The following is a 16,325-nucleotide window of genomic DNA, read 5'->3' as shown; positions in this document are numbered from 1 at the left end:
ACCACCGCCCGTTCTTCACTCGTTCCCCCAATCCCTTCCTCACTCCCTTCCTCACTCATTGACGAAGCGAGGGTTTTCCCTTGCCCGAATTGGAGTTCTGATGGCAATTCAGCGGAAGCACACCATGTACGACTCGACCATCATCGACGCCACCCCGGACGCCGTCTGGGCCGTGGTCCGCGACGCCCTGAAGGTCGTGGCGATCGTGTCCGGCGACGGGGCGAAGAACGTGGGCTGGGCCGAGGGCGGATCCGCCGAACGCGTCCCGGCACGTTATGACTTCACCCTCGCCTTCAACGACGGCCTCGTGCAGCAGGAGGTGGCCGGCCGCGACGAGGTGCTGCGGTCCCAGAGCTACCGCGCCATCGCGCCGGCGACGGGTGTCGACGCCTACGTCGCCACCATTCGGATCCGCGAGATCACCAACGACCCGAGCCGCTGCTTCTTCGACTGGACGCGCGAGCTCACGATCGCCGAGGACGCCGACACCGAAGTCGTCGAGACGATCATCTCCTTGATGGCGAAGCAGGCCGATTCCATGCGGGACCACTTCGCACAGAAGTAGCCCCGGCCCGCGGGCCGGGGAAATCCCGGCCCGCGTGACGGTTTGTATTCGCCCATCTCTCCGAACTAAGGAAATACCTTGACGCAGCAGTTGCCGCACGAAGTGAATTCCTCGTCCGACGTCTCCGCCCGGAGCATCGAGATAGCCTGGCCGGATCTGGGGATCACCGTCACCGCGGAACTCGACGACCGCAACCCGGAACTGGTCGACGTCCTGTGGAAGTCGCTGCCCTACCAGAGCCTGCAGGGGCACGCGCTGGTGGCGGGCGAGCACCTCTACCACATGGCTCCGATCCACGAGCTGCTGTACACCCACCCCGCGCACCGGATCGCCGACCGGCGCGAGGCGCCGAACGGGACGGTGTTCCTGTCCGGACTGCAGCATCTGGGCATCAAGTACGGCGAGTTGACCGAACCCATGCCTGCGGCGCCCATCGGCCGGATCCGGGAAGAGGACCTGCCGGCTCTGAACGAGGCCGGCCGGGCCGTATGGGACTCGGTCTACTCGACCAAGAAGCCGGTCCACGTCGAGGTCCGCAAGGCCGGTTCGGCGGGCGGCCACCACATCCCCCGCCTGACCGCCACCAACGCCGACGCGGACCGGCTCCTGCACGACGTGCACGCCGAGACCGAGCGGATCTGGCTGACCGAACCGGTCGAGCTCGCCGACATGCACCAGTCGCGGATCCCGTCCGGGGCCGGCAGCTTCGAGACGGTCCTGCCCACGCTGCTGTTCGTCAACGGCGAGACCCGCCCCCTCGGGTACGCCTCCTACGGCGGCCTCATCCGCGGCGCCGTCCAGGACATGCCGATCGAATCCCTGCACCACATGGCGCGCCTCCTCGTCGGCGTCCCCGCCGAGTTCCTGGGCTACTGCGGCCTGGAGAAGCTGTGGCACTTCACCCAGCGCTTCCTGGCCTGCCTCGACCAGCTCGACCGCGAGGACTTCCTCGCCGTGGCCGGCCAGATGGCCCTCTACATCAACACCCTCGGCGGCTGGAACCTGCACCTGTTCCCCTGGGACGCCGGCGACCACCTGCGCCAGCAGCCCGCCACCGCGGAAGCCGGTCGGCAGGCATGAGCGGGCTGCCCGACCGGCTGCCCGACCACACGGAGGTCCTCGTCATCGGCGGAGGTGTCATCGGCACCTCGATCGCGTGCCATCTCGCCGAAGCCGGCGTCGGCACCGTCCTGCTGGAACGTGGCGAGCTCGGATCCGGATCGTCCGGAACCACCGCGGGCGTCGTACGCACCTACTTCCCCGGCAACACGCTGATCAGCAGCCTGGCCACCCGCAGCATGGAGGCGTACCACTCCTTCGCCGAGCGGACCGGAACCGACCTCGGCCTGGAGCGCATCGGCCTGCTGGTGCTGTTCACCGAGGAACAGCAGGTGGAGGAGTACCGGCGCACCGAAGCCGCCCAGCGGGCCGCGGGAGTGGACGTCGAGCTCGTGACCGCCGCCGAGGCGGCCCGGCTCAACCCGCTGGTCGACGAGGGGACCATCCTGGCGGCGGCCTGGGTTCCGGAGGCCTACGCCTGCGACCCCGCCGCCATCGTGCGCGGCTACGCCGACGCCGCCCGGAAGGCCGGCGCCGTGCTGCACACGCAGACACCCGTCACCGGCATCGACCCCGACGGGCGGGTCCACACGCCCGCGGGCACCATCCGCGCCGACACCGTCGTCTGCGCGGCCGGCCCCTGGGCGGGCGAGGTCGCTGCCATGGCCGACGTACGCCTTCCCGCGGCCACGTACCCCATCGAGATGCTGCTCACCGACACGCCCGCCGGTGCCGCGCAGACCACGCTGCCGATGACCATGCACCCGTCCAGCCTGCGGATCCGTAGCTGGGGAGACCGCATCCTCGTCGGGATGGGCCGCCCCGGCGCGGACGAATCGAGGGAGGACTGGCTGCGGCGGGTGTCGCACCACCTCGGCTCCACCTTCCCGGAGCTCGCCGACAACCACCTCGATCACGGGTGGAGCGGGAACCTCGACATCAGCCCGGACGGGATGGCGTTCATCGGCCGCGATCCCTCACGCCCCTTCCTCTACGCGGCGGGGTTCTCCGGCCAGGGCCTGTGCCAGGCACCCGCCGCCGGCGAGATCATCCGCGACCTCGTACTCGGCAAGCAGCCCTGGACCGACACGGCGGGCCTCACCACCGCTCGCCTTCCCGGCGCCTCGGCCGAGTCCGCGTAGCCAAGAAAGGAAACTCTCATGATTGTCCTGGGGTGCAACGGCTTCACGCGCATCTCCGAGTTCTTCTCCGAGAACCTCGGCGCGGTCGGCATCAACAAGCACTACCTCATGGGCCACGATGCGGGTGCGTCGCTGCTGGTGGACGGCGAGCTGGTCGCCGCCGTGGAGGAGGAGCGGCTCAACCGGGAGAAGAAGACCACCGACTTCCCGTTCAACTCGGTGCAGTGGTGCCTCGAACAGGCCGGTCTCGAGTTCTCGGACATCGACCTGCTGGCCATTCCCTGGAACTGGTCCGCCGAGCTCCAGGAACAGCTGCTGGCGGACATCGCGCGGGCCCCGATGGAGCCCGCGTCGCGGGAGTACCTCGTCCACAGCATGGGCCGGCTGTTCGACGAGATCGTCGGCCCCGAGGCCATCCTCGCCGACTTCGCCGCGCGCACGGGCTTCACCCCGGACCCGGCCAAGGTGGTGTTCGTACCCCACCACCTCGCGCACGCCATGACCGGCTACTACCTGGCCGGGATGAAGGACTCCGCGTTCCTCGTCAGCGACGGCCGGGCGGAGCGGTTCTCAACGCTGATGGGCGAGATCCGCGACGGCCGGATCCGGGTCTTCGAGGAGACCGCGATCGGCTCGGAGTACTCGATCGGCATCCTGTTCAGCGCGATCACCCGGTTCCTGGGCTTCGTGCCGAACAACGACGAGTACAAGGTGATGGGCCTGGCCGGATACGCCGAGCCCCCGGCGTCGAACCCGTTCCTGGAGCGGTTGGTCCGGCTGGAGGAGGACGGGCGCTACACCTTCACCCGGCCCCTGGAGACCGACAACCCGCTCAGCCTCGATCCGGTCTTCGAGGAGTACTTCGGCCCGCGCGAGGAGACCCTGGAGTACCAGGCCCGGGTCGCCGCCGCGGCGCAGGAGATGCTGAACGTCGTCACCCGCCACCAGATCCGCGCGCTGGAGGGCAAGTCGGATCTGGACCACCTGCTGTTCGAGGGCGGCGTGGCGCTCAACTGCCTCAACAACACCCCGCTGTTCGAGGGGTCGCGGTTCGAGGACATGGAAGTGAGCTTCGGCGCGAGCGACACGGGCATCACCATCGGCGCCGCGGCGCACGCCTGGATCAACCACGCGGACGGTGCCGGCAGGGACAAGCCCGCGCCGCGCGTCACCCCGTACCTCGGACCGGAGTACGACGAGACCGCGATCGAGCAGGCCCTGCGCGAGTTCGAGGGCCGGGTGGAGTGGCGGAAGCTGGGCGGCGACGAGGAGGTCGTCGACCAGGTGGCGAAGCTGCTCACCGAGAAGGTCGTCATCGGCTGGTTCGAGGGACGGCTGGAGCACGGCCCCCGAGCACTGGGTCACCGCAGCATCCTTGCGAACCCGAGCTTCCCGGACATCAAGGACATCATCAACACCAAGGTCAAGCACCGCGAGCCGTTCCGCCCGTTCGCGCCGCTCGTGCTCGAATCGGAGGCCCCGAAGGTCTTCGAGATGGGCCGCAAGACGCGTTCGCCGTACATGACCTTCGTGTTCCCGATCAAGGCGGAGTTCCGCGACGTGCTCCCGGGCGCGACGCACGTGGACGGCACCTCCAGGGTGCAGACGCTCACCGATGAGGACACCCCGCGGCTGGCGGCCCTGCTGCGCCGGTTCACGGCGCTGACCGACGTTCCCTGCCTGATCAACACCTCGTTCAACGTGGCGGGCGAGCCGATCGTGTGCACGCCGGCCGACGCGCTGAACTGCTTCCTCGGCACGGAGATCGATTACGTGGTGCTCGGCGACTACCTCGTCAGGAAGGCCGCCCCGGCCGCGTGACGTTCCACACCCGTCGCACAGCAGACCACCCGGCTCTTCGAGCCGGGTGGTCTGCTGTCGGTACGTGGGCGCGGCGACCGCGTCCTCGCGGGCCGTCCGGTTCGCTCGCTGTCAGGCGCGGCGAACCGGACCGACCGGTGGAACCGGTTCTCAGTAGTCGATGCGGTCGGTCTTGGCGACCCACGCGTCGAACGGCGCCGTACGGTTCGGCAGGTCCAGCTGCGCGACCGACATCGGCCAGGCCGACGTGGCCTGCTTCTCGAAGAGGTCGTAGAACTTGCGGTCGTCGAAGCCGGCCACCGCGGCGTCGTCCCGGTCGGCGGAGAAGACGATCCGGTCCACTCTCGCCCACAGCGCGGAGGAGAGGCACATCGGACACGGCTCGCAGGAGGTGACGAGGACGCAGCCCTCGAGCGAGAAGGTGTTCAGCTCCTTGCAGGCAGCGCGCAGGGCGGTCACCTCGGCGTGCGCCGTCGGGTCCAGGTTCGCGGTGACCTGGTTGTTGCCGATCGCGACGATCTTGCCGTCCTTGGCGACCAGGGCGCCGAACGGGCCGCCGCCGTTGGCCACGCTGTTCGTGGCCAGTTCGATCGCCTTGTCCATCCAGGCGCGCTCGAGCTCGTCGATGCTCGCCTCTTGGATGTGCGCGGTCATGGTGACTCCTTTGGGAAACGGTGGGGATTCCCCCGGCTGCACGGCCCTTGCGGGACATCGCACGGGCTGTGGATCCGGGAACCAGTGGGGGCCCGCGGGCGCCGCCCCGAGATCAGTGCTCTCGGTGGCAGCCGCGGGAGGTCGTCGGGGCTAGGTACCGACTATGTGCTCCGGCGCGACCGGGGTGTGGGCGCTGGTGGCCGCGTAGGGGGCCGACCGTCGAGTGCCGCGGTGACAGGAGGGCCCGGATCGGGCCGGACGAGCCCAACGCGCCGACCGCACAACGTCTCAGTCACGGCTGTTCCTTTGATCGGCGAACTGTCACTAACCTCGAGGTCCTGGCTGGAAATCCGGCATCACGCAAACGCTTGTGGTAGGTGGTGGCGTTGCGGATACGGCAGGCGCAATCCCCCGCTTCATTGCGACTTGTGAGGAGTACACAGCCAACGGAGCAGAGTCAGCTAGGGGTCGAAAACATGAAAACTCCGCAGGCTGAGACCCGCTGTTCGTAGGGTCCTACAAGGCATGGTTCGCCAGGGATGTCACCCCTGGTTAATACTCCAGCCGTAATTCCGTGACCTGGCCGACAGGTCGGAACGGGGGCGAATGCACCCGCAGTGATCACTCCATGGCGTGAATCGAGCGGGGGCAAAGGCATGCGGGCACCCGCGACGGGCCGAAACCCACCCGTCGGAGGGCGGCGCTTCCGGATGCGCCGGGCCCGATTTCGTAACGCAGAGTAAGGGGGCCGGGGGTCACACTCCGGCCATCGGCGGCGCGGCCGGGCGCCCCTGAGCCGCTACGGCTTTCAGTCAAAACCTCGAGCGCGTTACGCGGTGCACGCCGCCGCACACTCAGCGCGGTGGGCACGTCACTCACAGGGCACCGCCCGGGCCGCATCCCCGAGGTGGCCGCGCCGGCCGAAGGCCCGGGCGACCTCGGGGGTCCCTCAGATCGCGGAGCGGCTCAGGAGCTGCCCCATGGCGGCGAGCACGGAGGGCTCGACCCGGTAGAACACCCACGTTCCCCTGCGCTCGGAGGACAGCAGTCCGGCCTCCTTGAGCTTCTTCAGGTGGTGGGAGACGGTCGGCTGCGAGACGCCCACGTCCGAGATGTCGCACACGCACGCCTCGCCGCCCTCGTGCGAGGCGACCAGGGAGAAGAGGCGGAGCCGGACCGGATCGCCGAGCGCCTTGAACATCACGGCACTGCGCTCGGCCTCCTCGGCCGTCAGTGGGCGTTCGGTCACGGGCGGGCAGCACGGCGCCACGGCGGCTTCGGGCTCCAGCAGCGGCAGCACGGTCTTCACAGCGAACATGGCTCCATCATCCGAGAAGATTCGACGAATGTCTATGTTGACGGATGTCGATTCAGGGTCCACTCTGATGGCACACCACATCGACATTCATCGAATCAACGGGGAGCCTGCCGTGACCGCACCCATCGAGACCCTGCCCGTCGTCGTCATCGGGGCCGGACCCGCCGGACTCGCGGCCGCGGCCCACCTCGTCGACCGCGGCCTGGAACCGCTGGTCCTGGAGGCGGGCCCGGCCGCAGGCTCCGCCGTCCGCGAGTGGGCCCACGTACGGCTCTTCTCCACCTGGGGCGAGGTCGTCGACCCGGCGGCCGAGAAGCTCCTCGCCCCCACCGGCTGGGTCAAGCCCGACGCCGCCGCCTACCCCTCGGGCGGCGACTGGGCCGAGCGCTACCTCCAGCCCCTGGCCGACGTCCTGGGCGGGCGGGTCCGCTACGGGGCGACCGTCACCGGCGTCTCGCGCACCGGCCGCGACCGCATCGTCGACGCCGACCGCGACGCCCAGCCCTTCGTGATCCACTACACCGCCGCCGACGGCAGCGAGGCCCGCGTCCTCGCCCGCGCCGTCATCGACGCCTCCGGCACCTGGTCCACCCCGAGCCCGGCGGGCGGCAGCGGCCTCCCCGCCCTCGGCGAGAAGAACGCGGCCGACCGCATCACCTACCGCATCCCGGACCTCAAGAACCCGGCCGTCCGCGCCCGTTACGCCGGCAAGCGCACCGCCGTCATCGGCTCCGGGGCCTCCGCCTTCACCGCCCTCGCCCACCTGGCCGAGCTCGCGAGGGAGGAATCCGGCACCCATGCCGTCTGGATCCTCCGCCGGGGCATCTCCGGCTCCACCTTCGGCGGCGGCGCCGCGGACCAGCTCCCCGCGCGCGGCGCCCTCGGCCTCGCCGCCAAGGCCGCCGTGGACGACGGCCACGCGGACGCCGTCACCGGCTTCCGCACCGACGCCGTCGAGCGCGACACCGACGGCCGCCTGGTCCTCGTCGGCGAGGACGGCCGGCGCCTCGACCCGGTCGACGAGGTCATCGTCCTCACCGGCCTCCGCCCCGACCTCACCTTCCTCGACGAGCTCCGCCTCGGCCTCGACGAGCGCCTCCAGGCCCCCACTGCCCTGGCCCCGCTGATCGACCCCAACCAGCACTCCTGCGGCACCGTTTACCCGCACGGCGTCGGCGAGCTCTCCCACCCGGAGAGGGACGCCTACCTCGTCGGCATGAAGTCCTACGGCCGCGCCCCGACCTTCCTCGCCATGACCGGCTACGAGCAGGTCCGCTCCATCGCCGCCCACCTCGCAGGCGACCGGGAAGCCGCCGAACGCGTCGAACTCACCCTCCCCGAAACCGGAGTCTGCGGCGGCGCCGGCCTCTTCGACGAGCCCGCGGCCGCCTCCGCCGGGGAATCCGGCGGCGGCTGCTGCGCCACCCCGGCCACCCTCACCATCGGAACCCCGGCCACCGTCTCCGGCGGCTGCTGACCCCGGCGACCGCCTCGCCGAACGCGGCGCCCGGCGCGACAACCGCCGCCTAAGCCCCCGGACTCGGCGGGGCGGGCCCCCACCCCTCGGCCGTACCCGCTACGCGGCCTGGGCAGCCCGTACGTCCATCACGGCCCGGGCCGGCTGCCACTCGCCGGCCGGCCCCGCGATCTCCGCGGGACGGGGCCCGGTCGCCCGATAACGAGCCGCGGAGCCCCGCCCTGATCCGCTACCCTGTCCCTGGGCTGCCCCAGTGGCCGCCCGGCGCCTTCGTAGCTCAGGGGATAGAGCACGGCTCTCCTAAAGCCGGTGTCGCAGGTTCGAATCCTGCCGAGGGCACAATTCGAGGGGACCCCCGGCCGTACCAGGCCGGGGGTCCCCTTCGTATGTCCGGGGCGGTGCCGGTCAGCCGGGCAGCGTGGGGTCATCTCCGCGACGCGGAGGCGCAGTTGCCTCCCGGGTCGTGGGTGTGGGCGTGCGGAGCGTGACGCGGGCCTCGGCTCCGGCCGGGTCCCGGTTGCGGAAGGTGAGGGTGGCGCCCAGGGTGCGGGCCTGGCCCGCGGCGATGGTCAGCCCCAGGCCGTGGCCCTTGTTCATGCCCTCCGTACGGAACCGCTGCGGGCCGCAGGTCAGCAGGTACGGCGGGTAGCCGGGGCCCGCGTCGGTGACCGTCAGGGTCGGGCCGTTCACCGTGACGGTGACCGGGGCCGCGCCGTGCTTGTGGGCGTTCGCGATCAGGTTGCCCAGGATGCGGTCCAGACGGCGCCGGTCCGTCTCCACCCGCGGGGAGGTGACCACCGTCAGGGTCGTGTCGGTGCCGGAGGCGCGGATCGTGCGCGCCGCGAGTTCGGCGAGGTCGTACGAGTCCAGCTCCACGCGCTCGCTGCGCGTGTCCAGGCGGGATATCTCGAGGAGGTCCTCGGTCAGCGCGCGCATCGCCTGCACCCGGTCCCGGACGAGCTCGGCCGGGCGGCCCGGAGGCAGGAGTTCGGCGGCGGCGTTCAGGCCGGTCAGCGGGGTGCGGAGCTCGTGGGCCACGTCCGCCGTGAAGCGCTGTTCCGCTTCGAGCTTGCTCTGGAGGGAGGAGGCCATGGTGTCCAGGGCCCGGGAGACGGCGGCCACCTCGTCGCGGGAGCGCGCGGAGTCGTCGACGCGCGCGTCGAGGTCGCCCGCGCTGATCCGGCGGGCCACCTGCGCCGTCTGGTGCAGCCGCCGGGTGATCCGGGTGACGCCGAACGCGCCGATGAGGAGGGTGCCGCCGATGGCCAGCCCCGAGGAGCCGAGGATGGCCCGGTCCAGTTCGGCGATGGTGCGCTCGCTGCTGGTGAAGTCCACGGAGACGGCGATCGCGGTGTCGTTGTCGGCGGGCGCCGCCGCCCACATCGCGGCCCGGCCGCGGTGTTCGCCGACCGCCGTGCCGCGCTTGCCGCTCACGGCCAGTGCGCGCAGGTCGGCGGGCAGGCCCACGGGGTCGATGCCCTCGCCGCGCGCCATGCGCCCGCCCGTCTCGTACTCCTTGGTGATCCGGTCCAGCTTGCCCAGGGCCTTCTCGCGGGCCGTGGAGACGGTCTGGTGGGTCATGGCGCCGTGCACGAGACCGCCGAGGAGCGCGGCGAGGCCGCAGCACATGAGCGTGATGAAGACCGCGGCCTTCCAGGTGAGGGTCGAGGTCCAGGCGGGCAGGCGTGGGCGCGGGGTCATCGGCTGGGCTCCGACAGGTTGCGGATGATCTGCGGCGTGATCGTTCCCGGTCGGTTCACGGTAATACGCGCGCCCGGGCGGGCGGTGGGCGGGCCGGGAGGCTGCCGGAAACGCTGCCCGGGGCGCTGCCGGGCGCTGCCGGCAACACGCGGCTGCCCGCTCAGGCCACGAGGTCCGCGTAGAAGATCACGTTGTTGGTGCGGTGGCCGTCCTTGATCTCGCCGCCGCAGGTCAGCAGGCGCAGCTCGGGGCGGCCGGTGTCGCCGTAGACCTTGTCGGTGGGGAAGTCCTTCTTGTTCACGTCCTCGATCTCGCGGATCTTGAACTTGGCCGTCTTCCCGTCCTCGCGCGGCACCTCGACGAGGTCGCCGAGCTTGATCTTCTCGACGTCCTTCATCAGGGCCGGGCCGTGCCGGGTGTCGAAGTGCGCGACGAGCACGGAGACGCCCGCCTCCCCCGGGGTGACGCCCTCGGTCCACCAGCCGGGGTTGTCGGCGTCCGTGTCGGCGTTCGGCACGCCGAGCTCGCCGGTGGCGGCGTCCACCTTCAGGTCGACCATCCTCTTCGCGTCCACGCCGGCCGCGTCGATCTTCATTCCGGTCGGCTTGGACCTGGGGAGGGCGGGGGCCGGTGCGCCGTCAGGCGCGGATACGGGGGCGGCGGTGCTGCCGACCTTGGGGTGGGGCGCCGGCTTCGCTCCGGCGCCGCCGCAGGCGGCGAGGCCACCGGAGACCGCTACGGCGAGGGCGGCCGCCGCGACGACACGGGTCCGGCGGGTGGGGGTGCGTGCCGGGCTGGGGGTGCGTGCCGGGCTGGGCCTGCGGGGCGGGCTGGGGGTGCGGGTCATGGCGTACTCCGGGCGGGCGCGGGACCCCGGTCCGCCGGGCGGAGCCGGGGGCGGCCAGGTCTGGGGTTGACGACACGACCGACGCTACGAGAGCCATGTGTGGGTATTCCGTCGGCAATGTAACGGTTGCCCGGATAGTCCCCGGCGAAGGCGTCAAGACCCCGCCGGGACCAAAGCCCCTGGTCAGAGACGTACGAAAGCCCCCCCGGCCACACAACCGGAAGGGCTCCGCCACCTCGAATCGAATCAGCTCAGGCCGCTGCTGCGCTCACCGATGCGGTCGCCCTGCGGAGTGCCGGCCCGCTTGAGCGCGGCCTTCGTGTGCGGTCCGCCCTTCACCTTGCTCCGCACCGGACCGTCGAAGCCGTGGCCCTGCATGCGCGGCGGCACCCGGTCCTGCGCCTGCGCCTTCGCGATGGCTGCCCGGACATCCTGCTTCTGCTCTTTGGTCATCCCGTCGTCAACTCCCTCGGGAAGCACAGCACCCAATCGGACTATTGGGATCGTATGCAGATATGCGGACGAACGCACCCGGACCGACGTTAAAGAATTCCGACGGTCCTCACGGGCGCGGCGGAGCCGGCCGCTTCGGCGCCCCCAGCGCCTCGTGGACCAGCTCCTCCGGGCACGGCGTCCCCCGCGGCAGCTGGTACTTCGCCGCCACCTGGTACTCCCCCGGCGCCGGGGCCAGCAGCTCCGTCCACACGTCCCCGGCCGCGTCCGGAGCGGCCTTGAAGAGGCAGCCGGCCGTGTTCGCGTACTCCTTCGGGAGCGGGCTCCCGTCCGCGCTCCCCGCCCCCGTCTTGCTCCGGGCCCGCGACTCGGAGGTCTCCTCCGGCGGCGGCACCGGCTTGCCCGCCCTGTCCACCAGCCCCAGCCACGGCGAGTGCGGGATCCGCACCAGTACCCGGCCGGCTTCCTTCACGTCGATGACCAGCCGGTCCGCGCTCGCCCGCACCACGGTCGCCGGCCCGGCGACCAGGTCGGTCGGCTCGTGGACCTTGAAGAGCTGCCAGTTCGCGTCGCCCCACACCTGCTGGAGGTACGGGAGGCCCTCGCGCACCAGCTTCGCCTCGGCTTCCCCGCCCGAGTCGGGTTTGTCGGCGGGCAGCACCACGTAGTGCACGGCCCAGCGCTCCAGCCAGGCCCGGTAGCTGTCGGCGTTCAGGGTGTCGTCGTAGAAGAGCGGGTTCCGCTCCAGGTCGGCCTGCCGGTTCCAGCCGCGCGCGAGATTCACGTACGCGGGGAAGGCGGAGGACTCCCGGTGGCTGCTGGCCGGGACCACCTCGACCCGGCCGCGCCCGGCGCCCGCTTTCTGGAGCCGGTCGACGAGCGGGGCCAGCTCCCGGTTCCAGGCGGCCACCGGGGTGGTGCGGACGATGTCGGTGATGCTGTTCGTGGTGATCCAGACGTTCAGCCCGACGAAGGCCAGCACCAGCGCGTACCAGCGCCGCGTGCGCGGGGCCGCGTACGGGAGGGCGGCGAGCAGCACGGCCCCGCCGAACAGCATCACCAAACGGGTCACGTTGGAGCCGACCTGGGAGTCGATTGCCCAGGTCAGGAACACCCCGAGGGCGTAGACCCCCGAGGAGATCCGGACGGTCTTCCACCGCTTCGGTACGAGGAACAGGATCGCGAGGGCGAACACGAACGGCAGCCACGCCGAGCCGAACTTCATCGGCTGTGTCCCCGAGAAGGGGAACAGCCACGCCGACAGCCCGACCACGACCACCGGGGCCAGCCCCAGCGCGAACGCCCCCGGGCGCCGCCCGCTCAGGAACAGGGCGGCCGCGATCACCCCGAGGAACAGCCCCGCGACCGGACTTGCCGCCGTCGCGAGCCCGGCCAGCGGAGCGGCCACCGCGGCCTTGGCCCAGCGCCGCTCCGCCCACTTGCGGGGCCAGCAGAAGACGGCGGCGACCGCGCCGAGCGCGAACATCACGCCGAGCCCGAAGGTGACGCGGCCCGACAGGGCGTTGCACAGCAGCCCGTAGACCCCGGCCAGGGCGGGCCACAGCGGCTGGCGCACGGCCCCCCGGCAGCGGGTCAGGATCAGCGCGAGCAGGCCGGCCGAGACGGTGCCGGCGATCATCATCGTGGTCCGGACGCCGAGCACGTGCATGAGGTACGGCGAGACCACGCTGTACGAGACGGGGTGCATGCCCCCGTACCAGGCGAGGTTGTACGCGGAATCGGGGTGCCGGCCCACGAACTCGGCCCAGGCGTCCTGCGCGGCCAGATCGCCGCCGCTGTTGGCGAAGCTGAAGAACCAGACGACGTGCAGCAGCCCCGCCAGCACGGTGGCCACCACCACCGGATGCCGCCGGAGCCGGTCGAGTACGGGCAGCCGGGCGATGTCGCCGGACGGCGGCGCGACGACCACCTCGGGCTCACGCCCGAGCTCACGCTCGTGGCCGAGCTCACGCTCACGCCGGTCCTGCCGCTCAGCGGTGGTCACAGCCGTACTCCCCACACATGAATCCACACCCGCGCACGCGCACGTGCGCACGCCCCCGTCCGGTAGACGCGATCCGGCGCCCCGAGGTTGCCCGGGACGCCGGATCCACGCTCCCACCGACGGTCAGCCGACGCGCGTCAGCTTGCTGCCGATGCCCGGCGCGACGAGGTCGTTCCGCAGCGCCACCGGCACCTTCACCTGACTGGCGCCCTCGCCCACGGTCAGCACGCCGATCTCGGTGCCGGCCTTCGCGGTCTGCGGGAGCACGCCGCCCCCGTCCGCGAGCTTCACCTCGACGGTGAGCGACGCCCAGCCGACCGCCTGCACGTCGGCCGTGGCCACGACCGGGGTGCGGGTGCCGAGCCCGTCGTCCACGTAGCCGACAACCTCGCCCTTCTTCACGACGGGCGCGCCTTCGAGGGCCTTCTGCGTGGCGAGCATCAGCTGCTTGCTGGCCGCGATGACGGTGTCGATGATCGGCGACTTGTGCTGGCCGAGGACGGCTCCGACGATCAGCTGGTTGGTGTTGCCGATCTTCTTCTGGGCGGCGAAGAGGAGGTTTCCGCCGGCCTTCGTCGTCGTACCGGTCTTGATCCCGAGGGAGTCGTTGAACGGGACGAGGCGGTTCCAGTTGGTCCAGGTCTTGCCGGACGGGTCGACCCAGCTGGGCTTCTTGGTGATGTCGACCAGGGCCTCGATCTCGACGATCTTCAGCCCGAGCTTCACCTGGTCCTCGGCGGTGCTGACCGTGGTCGCGTCCAGGCCCGAGGGGTCGGTGTAGGTGGTGTTGGTCATGCCGAGTTCCTTGGCGGTGTCGTTCATCTTCTTGACGAACGCCTCCTGGGAACCGGAGTCCCAGCGCGCGAGCAGCCGCGCGATGTTGTTGGCCGACGGGATCATGAGGGCGGCGATCGCGTCGTACTCGGAGATCTTGTCGCCCTCCTTGACCGTGTTGAGGGTGGACTCGTTGTCCGACTTGTCCTTCTGGCCCTCGGTCTCGGCGGTCTTGTCGATGTCGATCATCGCGCCCTTCTCCCCCTTCTTGAAGGGGTGGTCGCGCAGGATGATGTACGCCGTCATCGACTTGGTGACGCTGGCGATCGGCACGGGCTTCTGCTCGCCGAACTGGCCGAGCGTGCCGAGGCCGGCGGCGGCCATGTAGGCCTGGCCCTCGCTGGGCCACGGCAGGTTCGGCTTCGAACCGCCGAAGGTGTACGAGGAGTTCGCCGTCATCACGAGCTTCGGCTGGGGCAGCGGGCGCACCAGCTGGACGACGGCGAGGATGACCGCCAGCAGTACGACGATGGGCGCGTAGATCTTGAACCGCCGGACGGCGGTGCGCATCGGGCTCGGCGGCGGGGGCGGATTGTTCGTGAGGTCCGCGAGCAGGTCGAGCGGCGGCTTGGGCGGCAGCGGCTGCTGCATGGTCCGCTCACCACGGTCCGCCGCGGGCGCCGGTACGGGGGCCTTCGCGGCGGGCTTGGGTGCGCTCGGCGCGGGCTTCGGCTGCGCCGGCGCCGGCGCCGGCGCCTGCCCCTGCCCCTGCTGCTGTCCGGGGGCGTCGGTGCGGAGCGGTACGAACGTACTGTTCTTCGGCGCGGCGGGCGCCACACCGGAACCGGGCTTCACGGCACGGAAGACGGCGGTGCGCTCACTGTCGACCGGCTCGTCGGCGGGGGGCTTCGGGACGGCCGGCGCGGGCGAAGCGGAACCGGGCTTCACGGCACGGAACACAGCCGTGCGCTCACTGTCCACCGGCTCGTCGGCGACGGGCTTCGCAGCATCGGCCGCGCCATCGCCCGCAGGCGAAACGGAACCGGGCTTCACAGCGCGGAACACCGCCGTGCGCTCACTGTCGGCCGACTCGTCGGCGGCCGGCTTCGGGGCGGCGGGGGCGGGGGCGGGGGCGGAACCCGGCTTCACCGCCCGGAACACGGCGGTGCGCTCACTGTCGACCGGCTCGTCGGCAGCGGCCTTCGCAGCACCGGCCGCGCCATCGCCCGCAGGCGAAACGGAACCCGGCTTCACGGCACGGAACACAGCCGTGCGCTCACTGTCGACCGGCTCGTCGGCGGCAGGCTCGGGAACGGCCGGGGCGGCTTCATCGGCAGAAGCGGAAGCAGGCTTCCCGACCCGGAACACGGCCGTGCGCTCGCTGTCGACCGGCTCGTCGAAGGCGGGCTTCGCCGGAGCGGGGGCCGCGTCCGACGCGGGCTTGCCCGCCTCCACGGCGGAAGCGGAATCCGACTTCCGGGCAGCGGGGGCCGTCGCGACGGCCGGGCTCGAAGCGGGCTCGGCGCTTCCCACAGACGCGGCATCCGCATCCGGATCCACCCGTCCGGAGGACCCGGCGTCGGCCGAGGCGACCCAGGCCGCCACCGCCTCCCTCAGCGGATCCCGCCCAGCGGCCGGAGCAGGGACACCGGCACCGGCGCCGGCGTCAGGCTCGGCCTCGGTCACGGCGTCGGGCACGGCTTCCGTCACGACGGCGGGCGCGGCCACCGCGTCGGACGCCCGCTCGGACACGGCGTCGGGCGCAACCTCGGACGCGCGCTCGGACACAGCGCCGGACACACGCTCGGACGCCGTGTCGGACGCAGCCTCGGACGCCGTGTCGGACGCACGCTCGGACGCGGCATCGGGCACGACCTCGGACGGAGCCTCCGTCACAGCGTCAGACACGACCTCGGGCTCGACCTCAGGCACAACCTCGGGCTCGGCCTCGGGCTCGGGCGTGGTGGCGGGCTCAGCATCAGCCCCGGCCTCGACCTCCGCCGCAGCCGCACGCTCGGACGCGCCCTCGGGTACGGCCTCCGTCACGGCGTCAGGTGCAACCCCGGCCTCGGCCTCGGAGGCGCCCTCCGTCACGGCCTCGGCGTCAGCGCCGGCCTCGACCTCCGCCGCAGCCGCATCCGCATCGGCATCCGCATCGGCACGCTCAGACGCCGCCTCACCCGCCGCAGGCACATCCGCACGCTCGGACGCCGCCTCACCCCGGGTTTCCGCGGAAACTCCTGACCCACCCTCAGGCTCCCTCGGCCGAAGCACCGAAAGCCTCGGGTCGCGGCCCTCGGAGGACTCCACCGCCCCCGGCGTTCCTTCATCTACCGACTTGTCGGGGGACTCGCCCGCCACCGTTCCTCCTCCATCGACGCCACGACCGGTTGTCCGAATGTCTAACAGTGTCCCGTCTCGGGGGCATCGCCCCCGTGCTAGACGAGAACGACATAGCTGCGGGTTCCCCCACAAAGCAGGCAGGCGCTCTCGACAGATGAATGTGAGA

At 71.4% G+C, this 16,325-nt stretch carries 12 protein-coding genes and 1 tRNA gene; 6 read left to right on the top strand and 7 right to left on the bottom strand.

Annotated features, from left to right (window positions below; genetic code table 11):
* Positions 1-100 precede the first annotated feature (100 nt).
* From OG625_RS22950 to OG625_RS22935, 4 genes are all read left to right on the top strand, one after another.
* Positions 101-565 (top strand): SRPBCC family protein, encoded by a 465-nt coding sequence (locus tag OG625_RS22950; protein WP_329384278.1) that lies wholly within the window; start codon positions 101-103, stop codon positions 563-565.
* Positions 566-643: 78 nt separating this feature from the next.
* Positions 644-1,645 (top strand): hypothetical protein, encoded by a 1,002-nt coding sequence (locus OG625_RS22945; RefSeq protein WP_329384275.1) that lies wholly within the window; start codon positions 644-646, stop codon positions 1,643-1,645.
* Positions 1,642-2,766, top strand: a complete 1,125-nt coding sequence (locus OG625_RS22940) for an NAD(P)/FAD-dependent oxidoreductase (RefSeq protein WP_329384272.1) — start codon at positions 1,642-1,644, stop codon at positions 2,764-2,766. Before OG625_RS22945 ends, OG625_RS22940 begins: the two co-directional genes overlap by 4 nt.
* A gap of 18 nt (positions 2,767-2,784) precedes the next feature.
* Complete coding sequence (locus OG625_RS22935; RefSeq protein ID WP_329384269.1) at positions 2,785-4,587, top strand: carbamoyltransferase family protein; 1,803 nt, start codon at positions 2,785-2,787, stop codon at positions 4,585-4,587.
* A 150-nt stretch (positions 4,588-4,737) separates the two neighbouring features.
* Here OG625_RS22935 and OG625_RS22930 read toward each other — a convergent pair whose 3' ends face one another.
* Both OG625_RS22930 and OG625_RS22925 read right to left on the bottom strand, forming a co-directional pair.
* Entirely contained in the window at positions 4,738-5,241 is a 504-nt protein-coding gene (locus OG625_RS22930) for a nucleoside deaminase (RefSeq protein ID WP_329384267.1), read from the bottom strand.
* Positions 5,242-6,190: 949 nt separating this feature from the next.
* Entirely contained in the window at positions 6,191-6,559 is a 369-nt protein-coding gene (locus OG625_RS22925; RefSeq protein WP_329384264.1) for an ArsR/SmtB family transcription factor, read from the bottom strand.
* Positions 6,560-6,671: 112 nt separating this feature from the next.
* Between OG625_RS22925 and OG625_RS22920 the strand changes: the two genes are divergently transcribed.
* Entirely contained in the window at positions 6,672-8,036 is a 1,365-nt protein-coding gene (locus OG625_RS22920) for an NAD(P)-binding domain-containing protein (RefSeq protein WP_329384261.1), read from the top strand.
* A 266-nt stretch (positions 8,037-8,302) separates the two neighbouring features.
* A tRNA-Arg gene (locus OG625_RS22915) sits at positions 8,303-8,375 on the top strand.
* 66 nt (positions 8,376-8,441) lie between these two features.
* Here the strand turns inward: OG625_RS22915 and OG625_RS22910 are convergent.
* From OG625_RS22910 to OG625_RS22890, 5 genes are all read right to left on the bottom strand, one after another.
* The gene (locus tag OG625_RS22910; RefSeq protein WP_329384258.1) at positions 8,442-9,737 is read right to left on the bottom strand and encodes a HAMP domain-containing sensor histidine kinase; all 1,296 of its coding nucleotides are present in this window, start codon (positions 9,735-9,737) and stop codon (positions 8,442-8,444) included.
* A gap of 160 nt (positions 9,738-9,897) precedes the next feature.
* Positions 9,898-10,584, bottom strand: a complete 687-nt coding sequence (locus OG625_RS22905) for a sortase domain-containing protein (protein ID WP_329384256.1) — start codon at positions 10,582-10,584, stop codon at positions 9,898-9,900.
* Between the two features lie 246 nt (positions 10,585-10,830).
* Positions 10,831-11,037 carry a hypothetical protein gene (locus tag OG625_RS22900; RefSeq protein WP_329384253.1) on the bottom strand — a complete coding sequence of 69 codons (207 nt, stop codon included), beginning with the start codon at positions 11,035-11,037 and terminating at the stop codon, positions 10,831-10,833.
* A 109-nt stretch (positions 11,038-11,146) separates the two neighbouring features.
* Positions 11,147-12,967: an MFS transporter gene (locus tag OG625_RS22895; protein ID WP_329390863.1), complete on the bottom strand. Its 1,821-nt coding sequence runs from the start codon at positions 12,965-12,967 to the stop codon at positions 11,147-11,149.
* A 198-nt stretch (positions 12,968-13,165) separates the two neighbouring features.
* Positions 13,166-15,568, bottom strand: a complete 2,403-nt coding sequence (locus OG625_RS22890; RefSeq protein WP_329384250.1) for a hypothetical protein — start codon at positions 15,566-15,568, stop codon at positions 13,166-13,168.
* Positions 15,569-16,325 lie beyond the last annotated feature (757 nt).

Origin of the sequence: Streptomyces sp. NBC_01351, assembly GCF_036237315.1 — a bacterium.
Taxonomy (GTDB): domain Bacteria; phylum Actinomycetota; class Actinomycetes; order Streptomycetales; family Streptomycetaceae; genus Streptomyces.
Note: the sequence above shows the minus strand (reverse complement) of the source record. Positions and strands in the feature narration are given on the sequence as shown.